Annotated in this window: 24 protein-coding genes; 11 read left to right on the top strand and 13 right to left on the bottom strand. The window is 64.6% G+C overall.

All coding sequences use genetic code 11. From position 1 onward, the window contains the following. Positions 1–100: 100 nt before the first annotated feature. Together lgt and L0U84_RS03515 are read right to left on the bottom strand one after the other, a co-directional pair. Entirely contained in the window at positions 101–1,006 is a 906-nt protein-coding gene (gene lgt / locus L0U84_RS03520) for a prolipoprotein diacylglyceryl transferase (protein ID WP_233847783.1), read from the bottom strand. A gap of 164 nt (positions 1,007–1,170) precedes the next feature. Continuing rightward, positions 1,171–2,157 (bottom strand): LysR family transcriptional regulator, encoded by a 987-nt coding sequence (locus L0U84_RS03515; RefSeq protein ID WP_233851922.1) that lies wholly within the window; start codon positions 2,155–2,157, stop codon positions 1,171–1,173. Positions 2,158–2,316: 159 nt separating this feature from the next. On the opposite strand from L0U84_RS03515, the gene ilvD reads away from it, so the two are divergent. Continuing rightward, positions 2,317–3,990, top strand: a complete 1,674-nt coding sequence (gene ilvD, locus L0U84_RS03510) for a dihydroxy-acid dehydratase (RefSeq protein ID WP_233847781.1) — start codon at positions 2,317–2,319, stop codon at positions 3,988–3,990. Between the two features lie 148 nt (positions 3,991–4,138). Next, positions 4,139–4,477 (top strand): c-type cytochrome, encoded by a 339-nt coding sequence (locus L0U84_RS03505; protein ID WP_233847779.1) that lies wholly within the window; start codon positions 4,139–4,141, stop codon positions 4,475–4,477. A 63-nt stretch (positions 4,478–4,540) separates the two neighbouring features. Here L0U84_RS03505 and L0U84_RS03500 read toward each other — a convergent pair whose 3' ends face one another. The 3 genes from L0U84_RS03500 to L0U84_RS03490 form a co-directional block, all read right to left on the bottom strand. Further along, entirely contained in the window at positions 4,541–5,356 is an 816-nt protein-coding gene (locus L0U84_RS03500) for a DUF2486 family protein (RefSeq protein WP_233847777.1), read from the bottom strand. A 97-nt stretch (positions 5,357–5,453) separates the two neighbouring features. Further along, on the bottom strand, positions 5,454–5,870 hold the full coding sequence (locus L0U84_RS03495) for a DNA polymerase III subunit chi (RefSeq protein ID WP_233847775.1): 417 nt from the start codon (positions 5,868–5,870) through the stop codon (positions 5,454–5,456). A 52-nt stretch (positions 5,871–5,922) separates the two neighbouring features. After that, positions 5,923–7,434, bottom strand: a complete 1,512-nt coding sequence (locus L0U84_RS03490; protein ID WP_233847772.1) for a leucyl aminopeptidase — start codon at positions 7,432–7,434, stop codon at positions 5,923–5,925. 137 nt (positions 7,435–7,571) lie between these two features. Here L0U84_RS03490 and lptF point away from each other — a divergent pair, with 137 nt between their 5' ends. The 3 genes from lptF to L0U84_RS03475 are packed head-to-tail and all read left to right on the top strand — an operon-like array spanning position 7,572 to position 10,240. Further along, on the top strand, positions 7,572–8,669 hold the full coding sequence (lptF, locus tag L0U84_RS03485) for an LPS export ABC transporter permease LptF (protein ID WP_233847770.1): 1,098 nt from the start codon (positions 7,572–7,574) through the stop codon (positions 8,667–8,669). A 3-nt stretch (positions 8,670–8,672) separates the two neighbouring features. Then, complete coding sequence (gene lptG, locus L0U84_RS03480; RefSeq protein WP_233847768.1) at positions 8,673–9,821, top strand: LPS export ABC transporter permease LptG; 1,149 nt, start codon at positions 8,673–8,675, stop codon at positions 9,819–9,821. A gap of 38 nt (positions 9,822–9,859) precedes the next feature. Further along, positions 9,860–10,240, top strand: coding sequence for a sirohydrochlorin chelatase (locus L0U84_RS03475; protein ID WP_233847767.1), 381 nt, complete (start codon positions 9,860–9,862; stop codon positions 10,238–10,240). A gap of 57 nt (positions 10,241–10,297) precedes the next feature. Here the strand turns inward: L0U84_RS03475 and cobA are convergent, their stop codons facing one another. The 6 genes from cobA to L0U84_RS03445 all read right to left on the bottom strand — a co-directional run bounded on the left by cobA (position 10,298) and on the right by L0U84_RS03445 (position 16,516). Further along, positions 10,298–11,053, bottom strand: coding sequence for a uroporphyrinogen-III C-methyltransferase (gene cobA / locus L0U84_RS03470; RefSeq protein ID WP_233847766.1), 756 nt, complete (start codon positions 11,051–11,053; stop codon positions 10,298–10,300). Between the two features lie 67 nt (positions 11,054–11,120). Next, positions 11,121–12,437, bottom strand: coding sequence for a sulfate adenylyltransferase subunit 1 (locus tag L0U84_RS03465; RefSeq protein ID WP_233847765.1), 1,317 nt, complete (start codon positions 12,435–12,437; stop codon positions 11,121–11,123). Between the two features lie 24 nt (positions 12,438–12,461). Next, positions 12,462–13,424: a sulfate adenylyltransferase subunit CysD gene (cysD, locus tag L0U84_RS03460; RefSeq protein ID WP_233847763.1), complete on the bottom strand. Its 963-nt coding sequence runs from the start codon at positions 13,422–13,424 to the stop codon at positions 12,462–12,464. A gap of 101 nt (positions 13,425–13,525) precedes the next feature. Next, on the bottom strand, positions 13,526–14,272 hold the full coding sequence (locus L0U84_RS03455) for a phosphoadenylyl-sulfate reductase (RefSeq protein ID WP_233847761.1): 747 nt from the start codon (positions 14,270–14,272) through the stop codon (positions 13,526–13,528). Beyond that, positions 14,269–14,814, bottom strand: coding sequence for a DUF934 domain-containing protein (locus tag L0U84_RS03450; RefSeq protein WP_233847759.1), 546 nt, complete (start codon positions 14,812–14,814; stop codon positions 14,269–14,271). The genes L0U84_RS03455 and L0U84_RS03450 overlap by 4 nt, the downstream gene beginning before the upstream one ends. A 22-nt stretch (positions 14,815–14,836) precedes the next feature. Next, entirely contained in the window at positions 14,837–16,516 is a 1,680-nt protein-coding gene (locus L0U84_RS03445; protein ID WP_233847757.1) for a nitrite/sulfite reductase, read from the bottom strand. A 228-nt stretch (positions 16,517–16,744) separates the two neighbouring features. Here L0U84_RS03445 and L0U84_RS03440 point away from each other — a divergent pair, with 228 nt between their 5' ends. From L0U84_RS03440 to L0U84_RS03420, 5 genes are all read left to right on the top strand, one after another. Continuing rightward, on the top strand, positions 16,745–17,686 hold the full coding sequence (locus L0U84_RS03440) for a CysB family HTH-type transcriptional regulator (protein ID WP_233847755.1): 942 nt from the start codon (positions 16,745–16,747) through the stop codon (positions 17,684–17,686). A gap of 64 nt (positions 17,687–17,750) precedes the next feature. Further along, on the top strand, positions 17,751–18,920 hold the full coding sequence (locus L0U84_RS03435; RefSeq protein WP_233847753.1) for an ABC transporter substrate-binding protein: 1,170 nt from the start codon (positions 17,751–17,753) through the stop codon (positions 18,918–18,920). 277 nt (positions 18,921–19,197) lie between these two features. Next, the gene (locus L0U84_RS03430; protein WP_233847752.1) at positions 19,198–19,608 is read left to right on the top strand and encodes a DUF302 domain-containing protein; all 411 of its coding nucleotides are present in this window, start codon (positions 19,198–19,200) and stop codon (positions 19,606–19,608) included. Between the two features lie 73 nt (positions 19,609–19,681). Beyond that, a complete protein-coding gene (locus tag L0U84_RS03425) occupies positions 19,682–20,680 on the top strand; it encodes a zinc-dependent alcohol dehydrogenase family protein (protein WP_233847751.1) in 999 nt (332 codons plus the stop codon). A gap of 90 nt (positions 20,681–20,770) precedes the next feature. Beyond that, the gene (locus tag L0U84_RS03420; protein WP_233847750.1) at positions 20,771–21,541 is read left to right on the top strand and encodes a ParA family protein; all 771 of its coding nucleotides are present in this window, start codon (positions 20,771–20,773) and stop codon (positions 21,539–21,541) included. A 19-nt stretch (positions 21,542–21,560) separates the two neighbouring features. Here L0U84_RS03420 and L0U84_RS03415 read toward each other — a convergent pair whose 3' ends face one another. Further along, the gene (locus tag L0U84_RS03415) at positions 21,561–22,325 is read right to left on the bottom strand and encodes a bestrophin-like domain (protein WP_233847748.1); all 765 of its coding nucleotides are present in this window, start codon (positions 22,323–22,325) and stop codon (positions 21,561–21,563) included. Positions 22,326–22,380: 55 nt separating this feature from the next. Further along, positions 22,381–23,064 carry a class I SAM-dependent methyltransferase gene (locus L0U84_RS03410; protein ID WP_233847746.1) on the bottom strand — a complete coding sequence of 228 codons (684 nt, stop codon included), beginning with the start codon at positions 23,062–23,064 and terminating at the stop codon, positions 22,381–22,383. A gap of 90 nt (positions 23,065–23,154) precedes the next feature. Between L0U84_RS03410 and L0U84_RS03405 the strand changes: the two genes are divergently transcribed. Further along, the gene (locus L0U84_RS03405; RefSeq protein WP_129958762.1) at positions 23,155–23,421 is read left to right on the top strand and encodes a hypothetical protein; all 267 of its coding nucleotides are present in this window, start codon (positions 23,155–23,157) and stop codon (positions 23,419–23,421) included. The last annotated feature ends 8 nt before the right edge of the window (positions 23,422–23,429 follow it).

Here is a 23,429-nt window from a genome sequence, read left to right as displayed (position 1 = left end):
AAGCGCCAACGAAAACGCCAGCTCAAACAGAAACGCCACGGCATCCAACGATGCCGTGGCGTTTTTTCATGCAGCGCTCGCTACACCAACCGGGCGCCGCTCAGTTCGCGCCAACCGCCTGCGCCGGCTCGCGACGCCCACGGCGATACGCCCACACCATCAGGCCGATGCCCGCGAGGATCATCGGCAGCGACAGCCATTGACCCATCGACAGACCCATCGCGAGCAGGCCAAGGAAATCGTCCGGCTCACGCGCGAATTCGACCGTGAAGCGGGCGAGGCCGTAGCCGGTCAGGAACATCGCGGAAATCGCGCCGAGCGGCTTCGGCTTGCGCGAGAAGAAGATCAGCACGAAGAATAGCGCCACGCCTTCGAGCGCGATCTCGTACAGCTCCGACGGATGCCGCGGCAGCAAGTGATATTGCGCAAACACTTCGTTCAGATGCCATTGCGCGGCCAGTTGCGGATGCGCGGCGAGCCATGCGGCGTCGTCGGGCGCGGCGCCGGGAAACAGCATCGCCCACGGCGCGGACGGTTCGGTCACGCGGCCCCACAGCTCGCCGTTGATGAAGTTGCCGAGGCGCCCCGCCGCAAGGCCCGTGGGCACCATCGGCGCGACGAAGTCGGTGACCTGCAGCCACGAGCGCTTGCGCTGATACGCGAACAGCATCATCGCGATCGTCACGCCGAGAAAGCCGCCGTGAAACGACATGCCGCCTTCCCACACCTTGAAAATGTCGAGCGGATGCGCGAAATAGAAGCTCGCCTTGTAGAACAGCACGTAGCCGAGCCGGCCGCCGAGGATCGTGCCCAGCACGCCGAAGAACAGCATGTCGTCGATATCCTTCGCGGTCCAGCCTTGCGCGGCGACGTACGGCAGCCGCAGCCGCAGCCGGGCGACGACGATCGCCGCGACGAACGCGACGAGATACATCAAGCCATACCAGCGCACGGCGAGCGGCCCCAGATGGATGGCGACAGGGTCGAAATTGGGGTGAATGAGCATCGTGTAGTTATGGGCAGTTCAGGTTCGAAAGCAGTTTTTACAGCGGATCAAAGACGATCAACTCAGTGCCAGGAAGCGCAGCGGGCGCGCCGTGAGCACGAAGGCCCGGCTTTGACGCCGTCCCTCGCCGAGCGTTCGCATTATTTTTCACGTCGCAGGCGAGCTCACACCCGCGACGCCACGCTCGCCGCATGCGCGCGCACGATATCGATGAAGCCCGCCAGCACCGGGCTGACCTCGTCGGTGCGCCAGACGAGGCCGGTCTCGATCGCGGGCACCGACTCGGACAGCGGCCGGTACACCACACCGGTGCGCCGCAGGTTACGCAACGATTGCGGCACCAGTGCGACGCCCATGCCAGCGGACACGAGACTGACGATGGTCTGCATCTGGATGGCCTCCTGGCCGATCCGCGGCGCGAGACCCGCGACGCCGTAGCAATCCATAATGATGTCATAAAAGCCTGGCGCGAGACGTCTTGGGAAGATCACGAGCGGCGCTTCGGCGAGATCGCGCAGGCTGACGGGCGTGTCGAGCCATTCGGCGGCGGGGTCTTCAAAGGTGTCGCCGTTGCCGTTTTTGTTCACGCTGCCCCCCAACCCTTGCGCCATCTCGCTCGACATCGCGATCACGAGCGGCTCGCGCGCGATCGGCAACCACGACAGCCGCGCCGCATGCCGCGACGGCAGCGGCGCGATCACCAGACCCGCGTCGATCCGCCCGGCCACCAGTTCCTCGACCTGCACGTCGCTGGTCGCCTCGGTCAGCTCCAGCCGCACGCGCGGATGCCGCGCGCCGAAATCGCGCAGCAGGAGCGGCAGCAGGCCGTAATCCGCGGTCGATACGAACGCGAGCGACAACACGCCCGCCTCGCCGCGCGCGAGGCTCTGCGCGAGCGGCCTCAAGCCTTCCGCGGCCGCGAGCAGCCGCTGCACCTCGGGCAGCAGATCAGCGCCGACCGCCGTCAGTTCGACCGAGCGCTTGGTGCGCGCGAACAGCTCGACACCGAGCGTCTCTTCGAGCGCGCGGATCGCCTGCGACAGCGGCGGCTGCGTCATCGACAGACGCGCGGCCGCGCGCCCGAAGTGTTTTTCCTCGGCGACGGTGACGAAATAGCGCAACTGGCGCAGATCGGGAATCGTCGGCAGCATGATTAATATATTTTGCGACCTAAACAGCCACGAATAATACACGCGACACGCGTCACGCAAAACCGCCTGATTGCACGGTCTGGCAGAACTACACTGAACGGATGCGCGCGCGGACGCCGCCGCGCGCATCCGTCAGAACAGCCAGACTTGGAGCTTCCCATGGCCTACAACCGTCGTTCGAAGAACATCACGCAAGGCATTGCGCGTTCACCGAATCGCTCGATGTACTACGCGCTCGGCTACCAGAAGGAGGATTTCGACAAACCGATGATCGGCGTCGCCAACGGCCACTCGACGATCACGCCGTGCAACGCCGGCCTGCAACGACTCGCCGACGCCGCCGTCACCGCGATCAAGCGCGCCGACGCGAACCCTCAGACCTTCGGCACGCCGACGATCTCGGACGGGATGTCGATGGGCACCGAAGGCATGAAGTACTCGCTGGTGTCGCGCGAGGTGATCGCCGACTGCATCGAGACCTGCGTGCAGGGTCAATGGATGGACGGCGTGGTCGTGATCGGCGGCTGCGACAAGAACATGCCGGGCGGCATGATCGGGCTCGCGCGCATGAACGTGCCGGGCATCTACGTGTACGGCGGCACGATCCGCCCGGGCAACTGGAAGGGCACCGATCTGACGATCGTGTCGTCGTTCGAGGCGGTCGGCGAATTCACGGCGGGCCGCATGTCGCAGGAAGATTTCGAGGGCATCGAGCGTAACGCTTGTCCGTCGACCGGTTCGTGCGGCGGCATGTACACGGCCAATACGATGAGCTCGTCGTTCGAGGCGCTCGGCATGTCGCTGATGTATTCGTCGACGATGGCCAATCCCGACCAGGAGAAGGTCGATTCGGCCGCCGAATCGGCACGCGTGCTCGTCGAAGCGGTCAAGAAGGATCTGAAGCCGCGCGACATCATCACGAAGCAGTCGATCGAAAACGCGGTCGCGCTGATCATGGCGACCGGCGGCTCGACCAACGCGGTGCTGCACTATCTGGCGATCGCGCATGCGGCCGAGGTCGAATGGACGATCGAGGACTTCGAGCGCATGCGCAAGAAAGTGCCGGTGATCTGCAACCTGAAACCGTCGGGCCAGTATGTCGCAACCGACCTGCACAAGGCTGGCGGCATCCCGCAGGTGCTGAAGATCCTGCTCGACGCCGGGCTTCTGCACGGCGATTGCATGACGATCACCGGCAAAACCATCGCCGAGGAGCTGAAGGACGTACCCGGCAAACCGCGCAGCGATCAGCAGGTGATCTTCCCGATCGATAAGGCGCTCTACGCGGAAGGCCACCTCGCGATCCTGAAGGGCAATCTCGCCGAAGACGGCGCGGTCGCCAAGATTACCGGGCTGAAGAACCCCGTCATCACGGGCCCGGCGCGCGTGTTCGACGACGAGCAGAGCGCGCTCGAAGCGATCCTCGCCGACAAGATCGTCGCCGGCGACGTCGTCGTGCTGCGCTATCTGGGCCCGAAGGGCGGCCCCGGCATGCCGGAGATGCTCGCGCCGACCTCGGCGATCATTGGCAAGGGGCTCGGCGAGACGGTCGGGCTCATCACCGACGGCCGCTTTTCGGGCGGCACGTGGGGCATGGTGGTCGGGCACGTCGCGCCTGAGGCGTTCGTCGGCGGCACGATCGCGCTCGTGCAGGAAGGCGATTCGATCACGATCGACGCGCACCGGCTGCTGCTGCAACTGAACATCGACGACGCCGAGTTGCAGCGCCGGCGCGCCGCGTGGCAGGCACCGAAGCCACGCTACACGCGCGGTGTGATGGCGAAGTATTTCGCGCTCGCGCAGCCGGCGAATCGGGGGGCGGTGACGGGGTGATCAGCGCGGCCGGCGCGGCGCGCTCCACGTGGACGAATCCGCCGCCACGCTATACAAAAAGCGCAAGGGGCGCACGAAAAACCGTGCGCCCCTTTGCTCTTATAATGCGTGCACCACGAGCCGGGCATCTGCACTGGCGGAGACCATAATGAAATCGATGTCGTACGCAGCCGTAGCAGCCACTGTTGCGCTCGCCGCCGCATTGAGCGCCGCCAGTCCCGCAGCCCGCGCCGAAGCGGCTGGCCTCGCGCTGGCACAGCAGAAAAACTGTATGAGCTGCCACTCGGTCACGCGCCAGTTCATGGGGCCGTCGCTGCACGACGTTGCGGCCCGCTATGCGGGACGTGACGACGCCGCGACCTATCTGAAGCACAAGATCCTCGATGGCAGCACCGGCGTGTGGGGAACCGTGCCGATGCCCGCGAACACGCAGCTGACGCCCGATCAGGCGGCCACACTGGCGGCATGGGTGCTGTCGCTCAAATGACGGAAGTCTCGTGTCGCCGATGAAGTCCGCGCGTGACTCGAACGCGGCCTTCAATGGGCGGCATCAACGCGAGCGCCGCGAGATTTCTTCTTCCACCGCTTCGCGTACCCAATCTGTCATCTCGGCTTCGAGCGTCTGCGCGACTTCGCGCGTGATCTGACTCACGAGCAGACTTGTATGCTGCTGCACTGCATCGCGGCAACGCGCCTCGATGATGCCGTGCCCCTCGCCCGTCAGAAAACTCTGGAAGCGTCCATGCAGACGTGCGGCGATCGCGTCGGCGTCGAGTGTGGGCTCAGCGGCAGCGGCTTCGTGCGCGCCTTCATGACCGAGATCCGGCGGCACGGTCGCGCCGGCTTCGAGCGGGATGAACGGCTCGGTACGATCGAATACCCCGGGCGACACCTCGACGTCCTCATGCAGGTCGTCACGCCCATGTCGCGCATGAATGCCGTGATGCGGCCGCGCGTGTCTTCTCGCGTGCGTGTGATCGGCGACGCGCGGCTGATGAAGCTCGGCCTGCGCGAGAGGCTCATGCTCGGCCGCGGGCTCGGCTTCACGCGTCGGCAGCGGCTCCGGCACCAACACGGGCTCAGGTGAACTCAATTGCTCCGGTGTGGGCACCGGCTGTGGCGCAAGTACCGGCTCGGGCGCGAGCGTCGGGTCGGCCTGATGCGCGGCCGGCGACACGAACGCAGGCTCGCTGCGCAATGCAGGCTCGTGCGCCGCCGGTTGCGCGGTGGACGGGGTTGCGGGCTCGGCGCCCGGTTGGGGGGTGGGCGCGGCGGCCTCGTCCGACGCCTCGCGCGTCTCGCGCGTGCGGCCCGGCACGAGGACCTCGTTCAGGATTGGGATCGAATTGTCGTGGGGATCGGACACGTGGCTCTCCGTGTTTGGGTCGAAGCCAAGGCGGTCTGCATGATGCGTGCCCCGATGGGCTCGACGTTCGTCGGCCCCGACGCGCAGCGGAACGAAACTAGCCGCCCTGCTTGTAGTTGTTCAAAGCATAGCCGCGATCGCGATAGAAGCGATAGCGCTCGCGGCCCGCGGCGAGTTCCTCGTGTGCGTTACCGACCACTTCGAGCAATCTTTCGAAGCGTGCGAACTGCGCCGGCACCGCTGCGCCCAGATTGAGCAGCACCTGATGATGCGGCGCGTCGTCGAGATTCGAGGTCAGCACGACGGGCGTGTCGGCGGCGAGCGGCGTGCCCGCCATGCAGTGCGGCACGAAGTCGAGGGGCGAGAAGGTCCACAGCATTTCGTCGAACGCGCGCAGGCGCGCGGGCTCGGCCAGCACGACGAGCGGCTGGCCCGCCAGATACGCCTTGCGCACGAGGCGGCACGCGTACAGCAGCGAATCGCCGACGTTCGAGTGAAAGTCGATTCTCGTCATCGGCTGCTCCGCCCCGCTCGACGCGCGCCGTGTGCGCGCTTACCGCACTGCGTCATTGGCCGGCGCGATCGATCAGGAACTGCGCGAGCAGCGGCACCGGACGGCCCGTCGCACCCTTCGCCGCGCCGCTCTTCCACGCGGTGCCCGCGATGTCGAGGTGCGCCCACGGGTACGAATCCGTGAAGCGCGACAGGAAGCACGCAGCGGTCACGCTGCCCGCCGGACGCCCGCCGATGTTCGCGACGTCCGCGAAGTTCGACTTCAGCTGATCCTGGTACTCGTCGTCGAGCGGCAGGCGCCATGCCGGGTCGGCCGCTTCGCGCGACGCGTCGAGCAGCTCGCCAGCGAGCGCGTCGTCTTTCGAGAACAGGCCGCTGTTGTGATGGCCGAGCGCGATGATGCAGGCGCCCGTCAGCGTCGCGATGTCGATCACCGCGGCCGGCTTGAAGCGCTCCGCGTAGGTGAGCGCGTCGCACAGAATCAGGCGGCCCTCGGCGTCGGTGTTCAGCACCTCGATCGTGATGCCCTTCATGCTGGTGACGATGTCGCCCGGCTTGGTGGCCGTGCCCGACGGCATGTTCTCGACGGCCGGGATGATGCCGACCACGTTGATCTTCAGACCCATTTCGGCGACCGCGCGCAGCGTGCCGAGCACCGAGCCCGCGCCGCACATGTCGTATTTCATCTCATCCATGCCCTCGCCCGGCTTCAGCGAGATGCCGCCCGTGTCGAACGTGACGCCCTTGCCGACCAGCACGACCGGCGCGGCCTTCACGGCGGCGCCCTGATACTGCAGCACGATGAACTGCGCCGGCTCGACCGCGCCCGCCGTGACAGACAGGAACGAGCCCATCTTCAGCGCTTCGCACTGCTTCTCGCCGAGCACCTCGACCTTCAGCTTCCAGTCTTTCGCGAGCTTCTTCGCGGTGTTCGCCAGATAGGTCGGCGTGCAGACATTGCTCGGCAGGTTGCCGAGGTCGCGCGTCAGGTCCATGCCGTTGGCGAGCGCGCCGCCTTGCTTGGCGGCCAGCTTGGCGGCCTTCTCGTCGCCGGTGTTGACGCTGAACACGATGCGCTTCAACGCGCGCGGCGTGTTGTCCGCTTTGCTCTTCATCTGCGTGAAGCGGTAGGTCAGCTCGCGCAGCGCGAGGATCGCGGCGCGCACGCACCAGTCGGCCGTGCGCTCGAGCACCGGCAGTTGCGCGAGCGTGAACGTGACCTGCACGATCTTCGTGCCGAGCAGCGCGCGCCATGCGGCGCGGACCGCCTCGCCGTAGGCTTTCTGGCTGAAAGCATCCTGTTTACCGAGGCCGACGAGCAGCACGCGCGACGCGCCGATGCCCGACACTTCGTGCAGGAACAGCGTGGTACCCGCCTTGCCGTCCATGTCGCCCGCCTTGATGATGCGCGTGAGCAGGCCTTTGGTGGCCGCGTCGATCTCCAGCGCGGCGCCCGACAGCGTTTGCGACTCGAACACACCGATCACGATGCAATCGGATTTCCCGGTCAGGAAACCGTTCGTCGAGCCTTTGGTCCAATCACAGGCTTTTATGCTAAAGTCCATCGCGCTTGTCCTCGGATAAAATCTGGGCTTAGGATGAAAGCCGCAATTATCCGCTATTTTTCCCGCGGCGGCTGCACCGGAGGCGTGACGGGACCGAACCCGCGCGTCGCTGTGAGCGCCCCCTCTCGTCATCAATAATGATCTTTGAACGCTCCCTCCAGCGCGAACTCGCGTACACGGCTGGCGCCGTGTTCATGGTTCTCCTCACGCTCGTGCTGACGACGATGATGATCCGCATCGTCGGCTTCGCGGCCTCGGGCGAGATCGATCCGCGCGACGTGCTGGTCCTGATCGGCCTCACCGTGATCGGCTATCTGGCCATCATGCTCGTCGCGACGCTGTTCGTGTCCATCCTGTTCGTGCTCACGCGCTGGTACAAGGACTCCGAGATGGTCGTGTGGCTGTCCTCGGGCGTGAGTCTCACGCAATTCATCAAGCCGATCGGTATTTTCGCCACGCCGATCATCATCCTGATCATGTTCTTCGTGTTCGTCGGCTGGCCGTGGTCGAACCAGCAGAGCAAGCTGATCCGCGCGCGCTTCCAGCAGCGCGACGAAGTCTCGCTGCTCGCGCCGGGTCAGTTCCGCGAATCGCCGACCACGCATCGCGTGTTCTTCATCGAGAAGATGTCGCCCGACCAGGGGCACGTGGAAAACGTGTTCGTGACGAGCACCGAGGGCGGCAAGGTCAACGTCGTCGTGTCGAAGAACGGTCACATCGAGACGCACAAGAACGGCGACCGTTTCGTCGTGCTCGAAAACGGCCGCCGCTACGACGGCGAGCCGGGCCACCCCGATTTCCGCATCATGGAGTTCGAGCGCTACGGCGTGAAGATCCAGAGCCAGCCGGTCGTCAATACGCCGACCACCACCGGCTTGCCGACGCTCACGCTGCTGCGCAATCCGACCAACGAGAACCTCGCCGAATTCGCCTGGCGCGCGGGCCTGCCGTTGATCGCGATCAACCTGATGCTGCTCGCGATTCCGCTCGCGCACCAGAACCCGCGGCGCAGCCGCACGATCAACCTCGTGATGGCCGTGTTGATCTACCTCACCTATTCGAATCTGCTGAACGTCGTGCAGGCATGGATCGAGCAGGGCAAGATGTCGTTCGGCGTCGGGCTCGTGATCCTGCACGTGATCGTGCTCGGGATCGTCGCGTTCATCTTCTGGATGCGCGTGCGCAACCGGCCGCTGTTCACGCGCGCCATGTTCAGCCGTTCGCAGGGAGCCTGACCGATGCGCATTTATGAAAGATATTTCGCGCGTCAGATCTATCTCACGTTCGTCTTCATCCTGTTTGCTTTTTCAGGCCTGTTCTTCTTCTTCGACCTGATCAATGAACTGAACTCGGTCGGCCACGGGAACTACAAGTTTCAGTACGCGGTGCTGCGCGTCGCGCTGCAAACGCCGTCGCGTTTCTACGAAATCATTCCGGTCGCGGCGCTGATCAGCGCGATCTACGTGTTCGCGCAGATGGCGGCGAACTCCGAATACACGATCTTCCGCGTGTCGGGCCTCGCGACGAATCAGGCGCTGCGCTCTCTGCTGAAAATCGGCATTCCGCTAGTGTTCGTCACCTATCTGATCGGCGAAGTGGTCGGCCCGTACACCGATCAGCTGTCCGAGCGTGTGCGGCTCGAGGCGCTCGGCTCGTCGGTGTCGACCAACTTCCAGTCGGGCGTGTGGGTCAAGGACACGCTGACCGAGCGCGCCGACGGCGAACAGGTCACGCGCTTCGTCAACGTCGGCGAGCTGAAGCCCGACGCGACGATCAGCAACGTGCGCATCTACGAGTTCGATTCGAAGTTCCGTCTGTCGAACGTTCGTATTGCGCAAAGCGGCCGCTATCAGCCGCCGGGCCACTGGCTGCTGACCGGCGTGACCGACACGCAGCTGCTCGACGTGGCCCCCGCTCCCGGCACGCCGGCCGATGCGCTCAATCCGGTCTATCGCGCGAATCAGGTCACGCTGCCCGAGTATTCGCTGCGCTCGGAACTGACGCCGCAGATTCTGTCGGTGCTGCTGGTGTCGCCGGACCGCATGTCGATGTTCAATCTGTTCCGCTATATCCAGCATCTGACCGAAAACCATCAGGACACGCAACGCTATGAAATCGCGCTGTGGCGCAAGGTACTGTATCCGTTCGCGGTGTTCGTGATGCTGGTGCTGTCTTTGCCGTTCGCGTATCTGCATACGCGCGCGGGCGTGGTCGGCGTGAAGGTGTTCGGCGGCATCATGCTCGGCATGAGCTTCCAGCTGTTCAACACGCTGTTCTCGCACATCGGCACGCTCAATACCTGGCCCGCGCCTCTGACCGCGGCGACGCCGGGGCTCGTCTACTTGGTGCTCGGGCTCGTCGGATTGAAGTGGGTCGACCGGCACTAAGGCCCGGGCGTTGACGGGCATCGTCAGGAGCTGACGCGATGGCTATGCACGGACTGATTCTGTTTGGCCACGGCGCGCGCGATGCGCGCTGGCGCGAGCCGTTCGAACGGCTCGCCGACAAGCTGCGCGCCGCGCGCGCGGCGACGGGCGAAGCTCAGGCGGTCATACTTGCGTTTCTCGAACTGATGGAACCCGACCTGCCGACGGCCGTCGCGCAACTCGTCACACAAGGTTGCGATGCGATCACCGTGGTGCCGGTGTTCTTCGGGCAAGGCGGACATGTCCGCAAGGATTTGCCCGCGATCGTCGATCGATGCCGCGCCGCGCATCCCGGTGTCGAGATTCGCTGCGCGGTGGCGGTCGGCGAGGATGATTCGGTACTGGATGCGCTTGCGCAGTATTGCTTGCGGCAGGTCTGATCGATTCGTTCTGGTTGCTCAGATTCGCCGCTCCCGGGCCGGCCCTGCCGGGGAGTGTCAGGCTGCGACCCGCATCCCATTCGACGAGCGCGTCGCCTCGGTCTGCCGCGCCGCGAACGCCTCGCCGATCATCAACAGACTCGGCTGCGACGCATCGACCCAGCGCTGCGCTTCGCCGTTCGCCAGATCTTCCAGTGTCAGCGTCAGCATGCGTTCGCGCGGCGTGCTGCACGCCTCGACGATCGCCACGGGCGTGGTCGCGGGCTTGCCGGCATCGATCAGTTGCTGCGCGATCTCGACGCCGCTGTCGCGGCCCATGTAGAACACCAGCGAATCGGCGTTGACCTGCTCGCGGATCTCGTCGGAACCGGGCGCGCGGCTGAACGTCGCGAGCGCGACGCTGCGCGACACGCCGCGCAGCGTCAGCGAACGCTTGAGCGTGGCTGCGCTGGCCAGCGCGGCGGTGATGCCCGGCACGACCTCATACTCGATGCCCGCGGCTTCGAGTGCACGCATCTCTTCGTCGGCGCGGCCGAACAGCATCGGATCGCCGCCCTTCAAACGCACGACCACGTCGTGCTCCAGAGCCGCATCGACGATCTGCTTGTTGATGAACTGCTGGGCCGTCGATAGCTGGCCGCAGCGCTTGCCGACCGCAATACGCTTCGCTCGCGTGGGCGCATAGTCGAGCATCGCCGGTTCGACCAGCGCGTCGTGCAGCACGACGTCGGCGGCGCCGAGCAGCCGTGCGCCGCGCACCGTAATCAGGTCCGCGGCACCGGGTCCCGCGCCGATCAGATAAACCTTACCCATTCACATCAACCTGTTCGTTGGAGCGGGCGCGGCGGCGCGTTGCGCCGCCTGCCGGCCTTTGCCGTGCTCAGGCGGAAAACGCCCGGATCATGCCGGCCGCGACCGTGTGGTTGGTCGCCTCGTCGATCAGCACGAACGCGCCGGTGCCCTGATGCGCGTCGTACGCGTCGCACACGAGCGGCTTCTGCAAGGTCAGCGCGACACGACCGATGTCGTTCATCGCCAGTTCCTTGCGATCGGTCGCCTGCGACAGCGTATGCACGTCGAGCACTTCCTTGATCGCGCCGATCTTCGCGAACACCGTGTTGGTGGTCTGCTTCAGCAGATACTTGCGCTGCGTCGACAGCGGCGTGTCGTCGAACCAGCACAGGTCCGCTTCGAGCTTCTTCGCCGGCTCCGGCGCGGCTTCACGCAGCACGAAGGTGTCGCCGCGCGACACGTCGACGTCTTCGGCGAGACGGATCGTCACCGTCTGACCGGCGAACGCGCGGTCTACCTGCGCGGTGCCGCCGACCACCGGCGCGATGATCTCGGCCACGGTCGCTTCACGATTGGCCGGCAGCACGACGATCGTGTCGCCGAGCTTCACTTCGCCCGATTCGACGCGGCCCATATAGCCGCGGAAATCGTCGGCCTGGCTGCCGTCCTGGCGCGCGACAAACTGCACCGGGAAGCGCAGCGCCTCGCCGCTCGCGGATTCGACCGGCAGCGCTTCGAGCACGTCGAGCAGCGGCTGGCCTGCATACCACGGCATGCGCTCGCTGGCGGTGACGATGTTGTCGCCCTTCAGCGCCGACACCGGCACGAAGCGCACGTCCTGCAGACCGAGGTGACGCGCAAGCTCGACATAGGAGTCGCGGATCTCGTTGAAGCGCGCTTCGCTGTACTCGACGAGGTCCATCTTGTTGATCGCGACGATCACGTGCTGCAGACCGAGCAGCTTGACGATCGCGCTATGACGCTTGGTTTGCGGCAGCAGTTGCGCGACGCCGTTCTCGAACGTGACGCGCGTCGCGTCGACGAGGATGATCGCCGCATGTGCGGTCGACGCACCCGTCACCATGTTGCGCGTGTACTGCTCGTGACCCGGCGTATCGGCGATGATGAACTTGCGCTTGGCGGTCGCGAAGTAGCGATACGCGACGTCGATCGTGATGCCCTGCTCGCGCTCGGCTTCGAGGCCGTCGGTCAACAGCGACAGATCGATTTCGTCGCCGACCGTGCGCTTGTTCTTCGCGCGCGACAGCGCCGACAGCTGGTCGGAGAGCACAGCCTTGCTGTCGTACAGCAGGCGGCCGATCAGCGTGCTCTTGCCGTCGTCGACGCTACCCGCGGTGATGAAACGCAGCACGCCGAGGTCTTCTGGTTGATGAATACTGCTCATGGTTCAATTGCCCTCGTCGTGTGCTTAGAAATAGCCTTGCTTCTTGCGTTGTTCCATCGCGGCTTCAGAGACCTGATCGTCCATCCGCGTAGCGCCCCGTTCCGTGATTTCGGTGACGGCCGTTTCGGCGATGATCTTCTCGATGTCGTCCGCGTCACTTTCCACCGGGCACGTGCAGCTGATGTCGCCGACCGTGCGGAAACGCACGAGCGTCTGTTCGCTCGTCTCGCCTTCGCGCATCGGCGTGAGCGGCGTGACCGGCACGAGCAGGCCGTTGCGGCGCACGATCTCGCGCTGGTGCGCGTAGTAGATCGACGGCAGTTCGAGCTGTTCACGCGCGATGTACTGCCACACGTCGAGCTCGGTCCAGTTCGAGATCGGGAACACGCGCATGTGTTCGCCGTTGTGCAGACGCGCGTTGTACAGGCTCCACAGTTCCGGGCGCTGTGCTTTCGGATCCCACTGGCCGAACTCGTCGCGGAACGAGAAGATGCGCTCTTTCGCGCGAGCCTTTTCTTCATCGCGGCGCGCGCCGCCGATCATCGCGGTGTAGCCGTACTGCTCGATGGTTTCGAGCAGCGTGACCGCTTGCGCGGCATTGCGCGAATCCGTTTCGCGACGCAGACGCACGGTGCCGCGCTTGATCGAATCCTCGACATGGCCGACCACCAGTTCCGCGCCGATCTCTTGCGCACGGCGATCGCGGAAGTCGATCACTTCGTCGTAGTTATGGCCGGTGTCGATATGCACGAGCGGGAACGGCAGCTTCGTCTTGCGGTTCGCGCCGAGGCCGAAGGCCTTCAAGGCGAGCGCGAGCACCACGACGGAATCCTTGCCACCCGAAAACAGCAGCGCCGGCTTGCTGCATTCGGCGACCAGTTCGCGCAGGATGTGAATCGACTCGGCTTCGAGCCAATCGAGGTGATCCATCCGGTTGACCGTGTTGGCAAGCGGGGCGTTCACAGCGGAATCGAGCGTGGTGCTCATAGCGGGTCCTTCGTTGGTTCGCCCGGCAAGTGCTTCTCGCCCGGGCGAAAGTATTCAGATCGGTTTCGGCGGTAATGCGCCGCAAGCTCTATGCGCGGCGCTCAGGCCGACGCGTTTTCGTTGCGCTCGACCGCAATCGGGGTAATCGCCGTGATATGCAAGCCGCATTCCTTCGTATCGCGCGACTCCCACCACCAGCGCCCCGCCCGGCTGTCTTCGCCGGGGCGGATCGCCCGTGTACACGGCTCGCAGCCGATGCTCGGATAACCACGCGCATGCAACGGATTGACCGGCACATCGAACGCCTTAAGATAATCCCAGACGTCGGCTTCGGTCCAGTCCGCGAGCGGATTGAACTTGGCGATGCCGCGCGCGCCGTCGTGCTCTTCCTCGTGCAGTTCGGCGCGTGTGACCGACTGCTCGCGACGCTGCCCGGTCACCCAGGCGCTGACGTCGGCGAGCGCGCGATTGAGCGGCTCGACCTTGCGGATCTCGCAGCAGCGCTTGCGCAGCTCGACGCTTTCGTAGAACGCGTTCAGGCCGTGTTCGCCCACGTACTGCTCGACCGCGGCCGGCTGCGGATGAAACTGCTCGATGTCGTAACCGTAGCGCTCGTTCACGCGGTCGAGCATACCGAGCGTTTCCGCATGCAGACGGCCCGTGTTCAGCGAAAAGATGCCGATCTTCACGCCGCGCGACAGGATCGCGTGCGTAAGCAGCATGTCCTCGGCCGCGAGGCTGCTCGCGAGCTTCACGTTCGTGTGACGCGTCGCGATCGAGTCCAGCAGCGCGTCGAGTCGCTCGACCTTCGCTGCCAGCTGCGGGCTCAACGATTGGGCGGTGCTCATGCCGAAACCTTGTCGGCGCCGGCCTGCGCGGCACGGCGGCGGAACAGCGGCGACGGGTCATCGACGGCGCCCTGGTACTGCACGGTGAAATCGTCGAACGCCTTCAGCGCGTCGTGGATGTCCTTGTCCGCGCGCACCGCAAACGCGTCGAAGCCGCAGCGGAACATCAACCTGACCTGGTCGCGCAGCACGTCGCCGATCGCGCGCAGTTCGCCCTTGTAGCCATAGCGCTCGCGCAGCAGCCGGCCGATGCTGTAGCCGCGGCCGTCGCGGAACACCGGGAAGTCCACGGCGATCACGGCGAGCTTGTCGAAATCGCCGGCGATATCCGCCGGTTCGCTATCCGGCGCGAGCCACACGCCGAGGTCTGCCGCGCTGCGCGTGGCAACGAGTTCTTCGCGCTCGGCCTGCCACAGCGCCAGCGGCACGATGACCTTGCCGGCCGGCAGTTCGCTCACCGACGGCAAAGCGCCGTCTTCCGCGGCACGCACGACGCTCCAGTCGTCGTTGACGATCGCGCGGTTCTTGATGATAGAAGCCATCTGTTCAGTATCCTTTTCGCGGTTACGCGTGAGCCGGTTGACGAGCGGCGTACACGCGCTCCTTGAACGGCGCGATGCCGATGCGGGTGTACGTATCGATGAAACGCTCGCCTTCCTGGCGGTTTTCCACGAACGTATCGATCACCTTCGTCATCACGTCGGGCATTTCCTCGGCCGAGAACGACGGGCCGATCACGCGGCCAAGGTGAGCGCCGGTCGCGCCGGTACCCTGCTCGCCGCCGAGCGTCACCTGGTACCACTCGGAGCCGTCCTTGTCGACGCCCAGAATGCCGATGTTGCCGACGTGATGGTGACCGCACGCGTTGATGCAGCCCGAGATGTTCAGCGACACGTCGCCGAGGTCGTACACGTAGTCGAGATCGTTGAAGCGTTCCTGGATCGCGAGCGCGATCGGAATCGACTTCGCGTTCGCGAGCGAGCAGAAGTCACCGCCCGGGCACGCGATGATGTCGGTCAACAGGCCGATGTTCGGCGTCGCGAAACCTTGCGCCTTGGCCTTTTCCCACAGCGCGAACAGGTCGCGCTTCTTGACGTCGGCGAGGATCAGGTTCTGCTCGTGCGACACGCGTAGCTGGCCGAACGAGTATTCGTCGGCCCAGTCGGCGACCGCTTCCATCTGCGCGTCCGTCGCGTCGCCCGGCGCGACCGTGGTCGGCTTCAGCGACAGCGTGACCGACGCGTAGCCCGCCACCTTGTGCGGACGCACGTTACGCTCGACCCAGCGCGCGAACGCGCGGTTTTCCAGCAGATGCTTTTCGAACGACGTATCGGTGTCCGGCAGCTTGTCGTAAGCGGGCGGCGCGAAGTACTGCGTCACACGATCGACTTCAGCCTGCGTGAGCGTCGACGGACCGTCCTTCAGGTGCTGCCACTCTTCCTCGACCTGCGCGGAGAACTTCTCCGGCGACAGCGCCTTCACCAGGATCTTGATACGCGCCTTGTACATGTTGTCGCGGCGGCCGTAGCGGTTGTACACACGCAGCACGGCTTCGCTGTAGGTCAGCAGATGCTGCCACGGCAGATCGCGGCGGATGATCGCGCCGACGATCGGCGTACGGCCAAGCCCCCCGCCCGCCAGAATGTCGGCCACCAGTTCGCCTTGCGCGTTCTTCTTCAGATACACGCCCATGTCGTGGATCTGCACGGCCGCGCGGTCTTCCTTCGAACCCGACACGGCGATCTTGAACTTGCGCGGCAGCCACGCGAATTCCGGGTGGAACGTCGACCATTGACGCAGGATTTCGGCCCACGGACGCGGATCGACGACTTCGTCGGGTGCGACGCCGGCGAATTGATCGGCGGTGATGTTACGAATGCAGTTGCCCGAGGTCTGGATGGCGTGCATCTGCACGGATGCAAGCTTGCGCAGGATTTCCGGCGTTTCTTCGAGCTTGATCCAGTTGTACTGGATGTTCGAGCGCGTCGAGAAATGGCCGTAGCCGCGGTCGTGTTCACGCGCGATCTGCGCGAGCACGCGCATCTGGTCGCTGCGCAGGTTGCCGTACGGAATCGCGATGCGGTGCATGTACGCATGGCGCTGGTAGTACAGGCCGTTCTGCAGGCGCAGCGGACGGAATTCCTCTTCGCTCAATTCGCCCGACAAGCGGCGGCGAACCTGATCGGCGTACTGCGCGACCCGTTCATCGACGATGGTCTGGTCGTACTGATCGTATTGGTACATTCGGGGACCCCAATTTTTTCGAAACTTGCGTGACACACGGCGGTCCGGTTTCCGCCGCGGCTCGAATATCCGTGTTTGTCAGCTGTCGCAAGCGAGCGTTTAGACCCATCGCTCATTTGCTTATAACAAATACAGATATCCATATTGAAAAAGATGGACAGATCGTAATAAACTCGCCTTATATTTCAAACGACTAAAAAATTCTTTTTATATGCTGCGAGGTTATATATGAACCTGCACCAATTCCGCTTCGTCCGCGAGGCTGTGCGGCAGAACTTCAACCTCACGGAAGCGGCCAAGGCGCTGTATACAAGCCAGCCAGGCGTCTCGAAGGCGATCATCGAGCTGGAGGATGAACTCGGCGTCGAAATCTTCACCCGCCACGGCAAGCGCGTGCGCTCGCTGACCGAGCCGGGCCGCATCATATTGCAATCGGTCGAAAAAATCCTGCAGGAAGTGGAAAGCCTGAAGCGGGTCGGTAAGGATTACGCGGCGCAGGACCAGGGCAACCTGACGATCGCCGCGACCCACACCCAGGCGCGCTACTCCCTGCCCGCCGCGATCGCCGAGTTCAAGAAGCGCTTTCCGAAAGTCCACCTTTCGATTCTGCAAGGCAGCCCGACCCAGGTCGCCGAAATGGTGCTACACGACCAGGCCGACCTCGCGATCGCGACCGAGGCCATCTCGAACTACAAGGATCTGGTGTCGCTGCCCTGCTTTCAGTGGCACCACGTCGCGGTGATGCCGCTCGACCATCCGCTGCTCGAGCGCAAGCAGCTGTCGCTCGACGACCTCACCCAATACCCGCTGATTACGTACGACAACGCGTTCGCCGGCCGCACCAAGATCAACGAGGCGTTCCGCCTGCGCGGGCTGCATCCGGACATCGTGCTCGAGGCGATCGACGCCGACGTGATCAAGACCTACGTCGAGCTGGGGCTCGGCGTCGGCATCATGGCCGACATCGCGTTCAACGCCGAGCGCGACCGCCATTTGCGCTCGATGCCGGTCGGCCATCTGTTCGGCAGCAACGTGACGCGCGTCGCGCTGAAACAGGGCGCGTATCTGCGCAGCTATGTGTATACGCTCGTCGAGCTGCTGTCGCCGAGCCTGAACCGCAAGCTGATCGAGCAGGCGCTGAAGGGCGAACACGAATCCTACGAGCTTTGAACCGCTTCCATACCGCCGCTTCTATACCGCTTCCATACCGCCCTCTCGCTACGGAGACCTTCTGATGAAGTTGCATAACAATAAAGTACGCAACACCCTGCGCGGCCTCGCGGCCGCCGCGCTGCTCGTCGCCGGCGCGGCGCACGCCGATCTGAAAGTCGGCATTGATCTGTCGTACACGGGGCCGGCCGCCGTGATCGGCATCACCAGCAAGAACGCGATGCTGATGTGGCCGCAGACGATCGCCGGCCAGAAAGCCGACTACATCTTCCTCGACGACGCGTCCGACCCCGGCAACGCGGTGCGCAACGTCCGCAAGCTGATCAACGAGGACCACGTCGACGTGGTCGTCGGCCCGAACATCACGCCGGCCGCGATGGCCGCGCTCGATCCGGTCGCCGAAAGCCAGACCCCGATGATCACGCTGATCGGCTCGGCAAGCGTCGTCGAACCGCAGGAAGGCAAGAAGATCTGGGCCTACAAGATGGCGCAGACCGATAGCGCGATGGCCGACGTGGTGACGCGCTACATGTCGAACCACAACGTGAAAACGGTCGGCTTCATCGGTTTCGCGGACGGCTACGGCGAAAGCTGGCTCAACGAGTTCAGCAAGTTCGCGGCGCTGCGTCATATCCAGCTGGTCGCGACCGAGCGCTACAACCGCACCGACGCGAGCGTGACCGGCCAGATCCTGAAGCTGATGGCCGCGAGACCCGACGCGATCCTGATAGCCGGCGCGGGCACGCCGACGGTGCTGCCGCAGCGCACGCTGATCGAGCGCGGCTACAAGGGGCCGATCTATCAGACGCATGGCATCGCGACGCCGGAGTTCATCAAGCTCGGCGGCAAAGACGTTGAAGGCACGCTGTTCCCGACGCAGCCGGTGGTCGTTGCGCGCACGCTGCCGGCCGATCACCCGTCGAAGAAGGCGGCGCTCGCGTTCGTCGACGCGTACGAGGCGAAGTACGGCCCCGGCAGCGTCACGCAGTTCGCGGGCGACGCGGCCGGCGTGTACCCGCGTCTGCAGGACGCCGTCGCGCGTGCGTTGAAGACCGCGCAGCCGGGCACGCCGGCGTTTCGCGTCGCGTTGCGCGACGAGCTCGAGCATGCGCATGAGCTGGTGGTGCCGAACGGGGTCGTCAACACGAGCCCGAAGGATCACGTCGGTCTCGATCAGCGCGCGAGCGTGATGGGCACCATCAAGAATGGCCAGTTCGTTTATCTGAGCCAGTGATCTGGTATCGGGGCGTCGATGACGCTCCTTCTTAGCGGCGGCTTCGCGGACGAAAGCCGCCGTTGCTTCGGCGGGGCGCCGCTAACGCTTCAAGCGGCTTCTATCGGCTTGCATCGGCTTTCATCGGCCTCCGCCCGCTTCCATCCGCCTTTCGGTAGAACTTCCCTCATCGCGCGTCGGCACGATCGGCCACGCCGCACCTGCGAACGCCTACACTGCAGTGGTCCGCTTTACCATCGGCGCTTTGCCGGAACACCTCATCCGCACTGGAGGCATGATGGCCACTGCTTCGATCGCAGAGAACGCCAGCAATGGCATCGTGACCGTTGCAAGCGCCCATGCGGCCGACGCGACGGCCGAGCGTCTTCAATCGTTGATTCGGGAGCGAGGGCTGACGGTTTTCGCGTCCATCGATTTCAGCGGCGACGCAGCGCGCGCGGGACTGACGATGCCGTTCAGCCGGCTCGTGATCTTCGGCAATCCCAAAGCCGGTACACCGTTGATGCAACTCGCGCCGACCGCCGCTCTGGATCTTCCTCTGAAGGTGCTGGTCTGGGAGGATGCGGACGGCCGTGCGTGGCTATCGTTCAACTCGACGGACTATCTTCGTGAGCGGCATGGCCTGCCGGACGACCTGATGAAGCCGGTGAGCGGTGTGGCCGCCCTCGTGGATGCGGCCGCGCAGTGACGCGTTCTACGATGCGGGCCTTGCGGCACGCTCGAAACGATTCAAACGACACTAGCCGCACGAGGAGACCGCCATGTCCATGCACGCTGTGGTGCTCAACCACTACAACGGCCCGCTCGAATACACCACGCTGCCCCGTCCGGAACCCGCCGCCGGCCAGGTACTGGTGCGCATCGCCGCGAGCGGCCTCAATCCGCTCGACACCAAGATTCGCGCGGGTCAGGCCGCGCACGCGCGGCACCCGCTGCCGCTCGTCCTAGGTATCGACCTCGCGGGCACGGTGGAGGCGCTCGGCGACGGCGTCGGCGGGTTCGCCATCGGCGATAGGGTATATGGCATGACCGGCGGCGTCGGCGGCATCCAGGGGTCGCTCGCCGAGTACGCGGCGGTCGATGCCGCTCTGCTCGCCCACGCTCCGCGCAATCTGTCGATGCGCGAGGCGGCCGCGTTGCCGCTCGCGTTCATCACGTCGTATGCGGGTATCGTCGATCGCGCGCATCTGCAAGGCGGGACCAGAGTGCTGGTCCAGGGTGGGGCCGGCGGGGTCGGCCACATTGCAGTGCAACTGGCGCGCGCGCTCGGCGCCGACGTGTATGCAACCGCGAGCGCACACAATGCCGAGCTGGTTCGGCGGCTCGGCGCGACCCCGATCGACTACCGCGCGCAGACGGTCGAACAGTACGTGGCGAACCTGACCGACGGCGAAGGATTCGATCTGGTCGTCGATACCGTGGGGGGTGCCTCGCTCGATGCATCGTTCGCCGCGGTCCGGCACTTCGGGCATGTGGTCAGTGCGCTCGGCTGGGGTACGCATGCGCTTGCGCCGCTGTCGTTTCGAGAAGCCAGCTATTCGGGAATCTTCACGTTGTATCCGTTGTTGACGGGACGACATCGCGCGCATCTTGGCGAGATGATGCGCGAAGCGACGCGGCTCGCGGAAAGCGGCGCGCTCACGCCCGTGGTCGATCCGACGCAGTTCGATTTACGCAGCGCGGACGAGGCCTATAAGCTCGTCGGCAGTGGAACCGGACGCGTGAAGGTGGTGGTCGACGTGGATGCCGCGCAACGCTGAGCTGGCAGCAACCACCCGTCGAAATCTGCGCGGTCACCCGACTCAGGTATGCTCGTCCCTTTTGTAACCGCTTCCGTTCAAGGGGAGACCATGCGGCGCGTTGTATTCAATCAGAAAGGTGGTGTAGGCAAATCGACCATCGTCTGCAATCTGGCGGCCATCAGCGCGAGCGAAGGCCTGCGAACGCTGGTGATCGACCTCGATGCCCAGGCGAATTCGACCCAGTACCTGCTCGGCCCGCAGGCGAGCGAGGTCAGCCCCACCGTCGCAGGCTTCTTCGAAACCGCGCTCGGCTTCAGCTTCAAACCCGTGGAAGCGACCTCGTTCATCCATTCGACGCGCTTCGAGAATCTCGACGTGATGCCCGCGCATGCCGACCTCGACACGCTGCACGGCAAGCTCGAATCGCGCTACAAGATCTACAAGCTGCGCGACGCGCTGAACGAACTCGACATGTACGACGCGGTGTACATCGACACGCCGCCCGCGCTGAACTTCTACACGCGCTCGGCGCTGATCGCCGTCGAGCGTTGTCTGATTCCGTTCGACTGCGACGACTTTTCGCGTCGCGCGCTGTACACGCTGCTCGAAAACGTCAAGGAGATCCAGCAGGATCACAACCAAGCGCTGCAGGTGGAAGGCATTGTCATCAACCAGTTCCAGCCTCGCGCGAGCCTGCCGCAGAAGCTCGTCGACGAACTGATCGGCGAAGGCTTGCCGGTGCTGGGGTCGCGCCTGTCATCGTCGGTGAAGATCCGTGAGTCGCATCAGCTGGCGACGCCGGTGATTCACCTCGATCCGGGACATAAGCTTTCCCAGGAGTATCGGGCCTTGCATCGGGAGTTGACCGAGTCAGCCTGAGGGACGTCATTGAGCGACGTCATTGAGCGAGCGACCTCAGCAGCCGTGCGAGATTCTGCGGCTCCACGTGGATGATCCCGCCTCGCGGACTGTCGATGTCCGCGATCAGCGTCAGCGACAGCGCAACCGTCACGGGCAGCACGATGATCAGAATGCCTTTTCGAACGCTGCCTTTCGCTCCATAGCCCTGCACGACGCACGCAAATAGTCCGATCAGGATCATCAGCGCCCATGCTCCCAGCGGAATCCGGTTCAACAGCGCCGCCTCGGAATAGTCCTGCGAGTTGAGGACGTCGTTCATGCCGGTCATCACGGCGGCGCCGATCGGCGTGGGCTGCTCTTTGGCGACCTGCGTCGCCAGGCGCCAGAGCTCGGCCTGGGAGTTCGCCGTGTCCTGCTCGACGCGAGCGACTTGCTGCGCGTCCCGCGTTTGATAGTGGGTGAGTCTCAATTGCGTGTAATGCGTCAATTCGGCCTTTATCTTCGCGCTGATGGGCGGCGCGACCACGTCGGCCCGGGCGTACTCGGTCCCGATCGCGTTGGCTTCGTTTTCCTCGAGGTTCTTGCGCTGGTCGTAGCGATTCACCGCCATCGACAGATTGAAGCCGATCAGCAGCGCGAGCAACGTCAAGGTTGACGTCACCACGAGCGTGAAATCTTCGCGCTCCTCGCTCTTGAGCGCGAAAACGCGCCGCAGCGCCAATGCGCCAAAAGCGATCGCCGCGGTAAAGCCGACAAACAGCACGACGAACAGGGTGCCTGGATGATCGACGAATGCTTGCATGCAATGCCTCCGTTTTCGGACATCTCTGCGAGACGCGCTAGTCCGCGTCTCGTCGCTACCCCGTCGCCTGCGCGCGAAAAATCACCGACGCCGGTTTGCCGGTTCGCGGATGCAAAGGCTCCCGCATCTCGCGAAGTAGCAGCCCGCTCGTCCCAATCAGTTCGATCCACGTCTGCAAGGTCCGAAAGTACCACGGCGGCGCATCGCTGAAGGCATCGCCGAAGCCCGCCCACGAACCCGCTCGCCAGCCGTCGAGATACGGCGAGTCTGCGCATGCGACCACAGGATGCAGCGTCTGTACGACCAGCCATCCGCCGCGCGTGAGCAGCGTCGGCATCGCACGCAGAAGTCCGTCGACCGACTCCTTGCCAAGCAGCGAAAAATTGCAGACGACGACGTCGGCGCGCAGCTCGAGCCGGCCTGCCGCGATCTCTTCATACGACACCGTCCTCGCGTCGATCACGCCGGCTTCGGTGGCGGCACGCACCAGTGCGGCGATCGCGTCCACCGCCGTCACGTGGATGCCGCGGCGCTGAAGCGCGAGCGCAAGCCACCCTTCTCCACAGCCCAGGTCGAGGACCGTGGCCGGATTGCCCGCGAGGACCGCGTCGAGCACGGCCTGATCGGTGACCAGTCGCCGGCTGTCGATTTCGCCCGCGCGCACCGCATTCGTCCACGGCGACGCGTTGCGCTGCCAGCTGTCGATGATCTTGCCGTCGCTGAGCGGGTCGAGGTTCATCGGGTGTTTTCGTTGATCGGCGCCAACCGCACACTGTTGGCAAAATTGTTAAAGTAACGCTCTCGTCAATCAGCCGCCGCAGTTCCCATCATGCGCACCACCCGAGCCATCCACGCCGTCGAGCGCCTGAAAACGCGCACCGGCAACCCGCGCTTCGCCGCGATCAGTCTGTCCGGCGGCCTGTTCTACCTGGTCGACAAATCGAGCGGAGTCGACAAGAAAGTGTCCGATCCGCTGACGCTCGACGACTTCGTCAAGTTCGTCGACGCCTACGGCCCGCAGAAACCGCGCAAGGCCAGCAAGCTCGATATCGCGTTCGAAGCGCAGATCAAGAAAAGCAAGGGCGGCAGCGATTGACGCCTCGG

It is taken from the genome of Paraburkholderia sp. HD33-4, assembly GCF_021390635.1.
Classification (GTDB): Bacteria; Pseudomonadota; Gammaproteobacteria; order Burkholderiales; family Burkholderiaceae; genus Paraburkholderia.
This window is presented reverse-complemented; position numbering and strand designations above follow the sequence as displayed.

Coding starts and splice junctions, on each gene's coding strand:
- L0U84_RS03405 (WP_129958762.1), top strand. CDS start 23,155: ATGCGCACCACCCGAGCCATCCACGCCGTCGAGCGCCTGAAAACGCGC.
- L0U84_RS03445 (WP_233847757.1), bottom strand. CDS start 16,516: ATGTACCAATACGATCAGTACGACCAGACCATCGTCGATGAACGGGTC.
- L0U84_RS03515 (WP_233851922.1), bottom strand. CDS start 2,157: ATGCTGCCGACGATTCCCGATCTGCGCCAGTTGCGCTATTTCGTCACC.
- L0U84_RS03420 (WP_233847750.1), top strand. CDS start 20,771: ATGCGGCGCGTTGTATTCAATCAGAAAGGTGGTGTAGGCAAATCGACC.
- cobA (WP_233847766.1), bottom strand. CDS start 11,053: ATGGGTAAGGTTTATCTGATCGGCGCGGGACCCGGTGCCGCGGACCTG.
- L0U84_RS03425 (WP_233847751.1), top strand. CDS start 19,682: ATGTCCATGCACGCTGTGGTGCTCAACCACTACAACGGCCCGCTCGAA.
- L0U84_RS03495 (WP_233847775.1), bottom strand. CDS start 5,870: ATGACGAGAATCGACTTTCACTCGAACGTCGGCGATTCGCTGCTGTAC.
- lptG (WP_233847768.1), top strand. CDS start 8,673: ATGCGCATTTATGAAAGATATTTCGCGCGTCAGATCTATCTCACGTTC.
- L0U84_RS03430 (WP_233847752.1), top strand. CDS start 19,198: ATGGCCACTGCTTCGATCGCAGAGAACGCCAGCAATGGCATCGTGACC.
- L0U84_RS03435 (WP_233847753.1), top strand. CDS start 17,751: ATGAAGTTGCATAACAATAAAGTACGCAACACCCTGCGCGGCCTCGCG.
- lgt (WP_233847783.1), bottom strand. CDS start 1,006: ATGCTCATTCACCCCAATTTCGACCCTGTCGCCATCCATCTGGGGCCG.
- L0U84_RS03450 (WP_233847759.1), bottom strand. CDS start 14,814: ATGGCTTCTATCATCAAGAACCGCGCGATCGTCAACGACGACTGGAGC.
- L0U84_RS03475 (WP_233847767.1), top strand. CDS start 9,860: ATGGCTATGCACGGACTGATTCTGTTTGGCCACGGCGCGCGCGATGCG.
- L0U84_RS03410 (WP_233847746.1), bottom strand. CDS start 23,064: ATGAACCTCGACCCGCTCAGCGACGGCAAGATCATCGACAGCTGGCAG.
- L0U84_RS03465 (WP_233847765.1), bottom strand. CDS start 12,437: ATGAGCAGTATTCATCAACCAGAAGACCTCGGCGTGCTGCGTTTCATC.
- L0U84_RS03505 (WP_233847779.1), top strand. CDS start 4,139: ATGAAATCGATGTCGTACGCAGCCGTAGCAGCCACTGTTGCGCTCGCC.
- cysD (WP_233847763.1), bottom strand. CDS start 13,424: ATGAGCACCACGCTCGATTCCGCTGTGAACGCCCCGCTTGCCAACACG.
- L0U84_RS03440 (WP_233847755.1), top strand. CDS start 16,745: ATGAACCTGCACCAATTCCGCTTCGTCCGCGAGGCTGTGCGGCAGAAC.
- L0U84_RS03490 (WP_233847772.1), bottom strand. CDS start 7,434: ATGGACTTTAGCATAAAAGCCTGTGATTGGACCAAAGGCTCGACGAAC.
- L0U84_RS03415 (WP_233847748.1), bottom strand. CDS start 22,325: ATGCAAGCATTCGTCGATCATCCAGGCACCCTGTTCGTCGTGCTGTTT.
- lptF (WP_233847770.1), top strand. CDS start 7,572: ATGATCTTTGAACGCTCCCTCCAGCGCGAACTCGCGTACACGGCTGGC.
- ilvD (WP_233847781.1), top strand. CDS start 2,317: ATGGCCTACAACCGTCGTTCGAAGAACATCACGCAAGGCATTGCGCGT.
- L0U84_RS03455 (WP_233847761.1), bottom strand. CDS start 14,272: ATGAGCACCGCCCAATCGTTGAGCCCGCAGCTGGCAGCGAAGGTCGAG.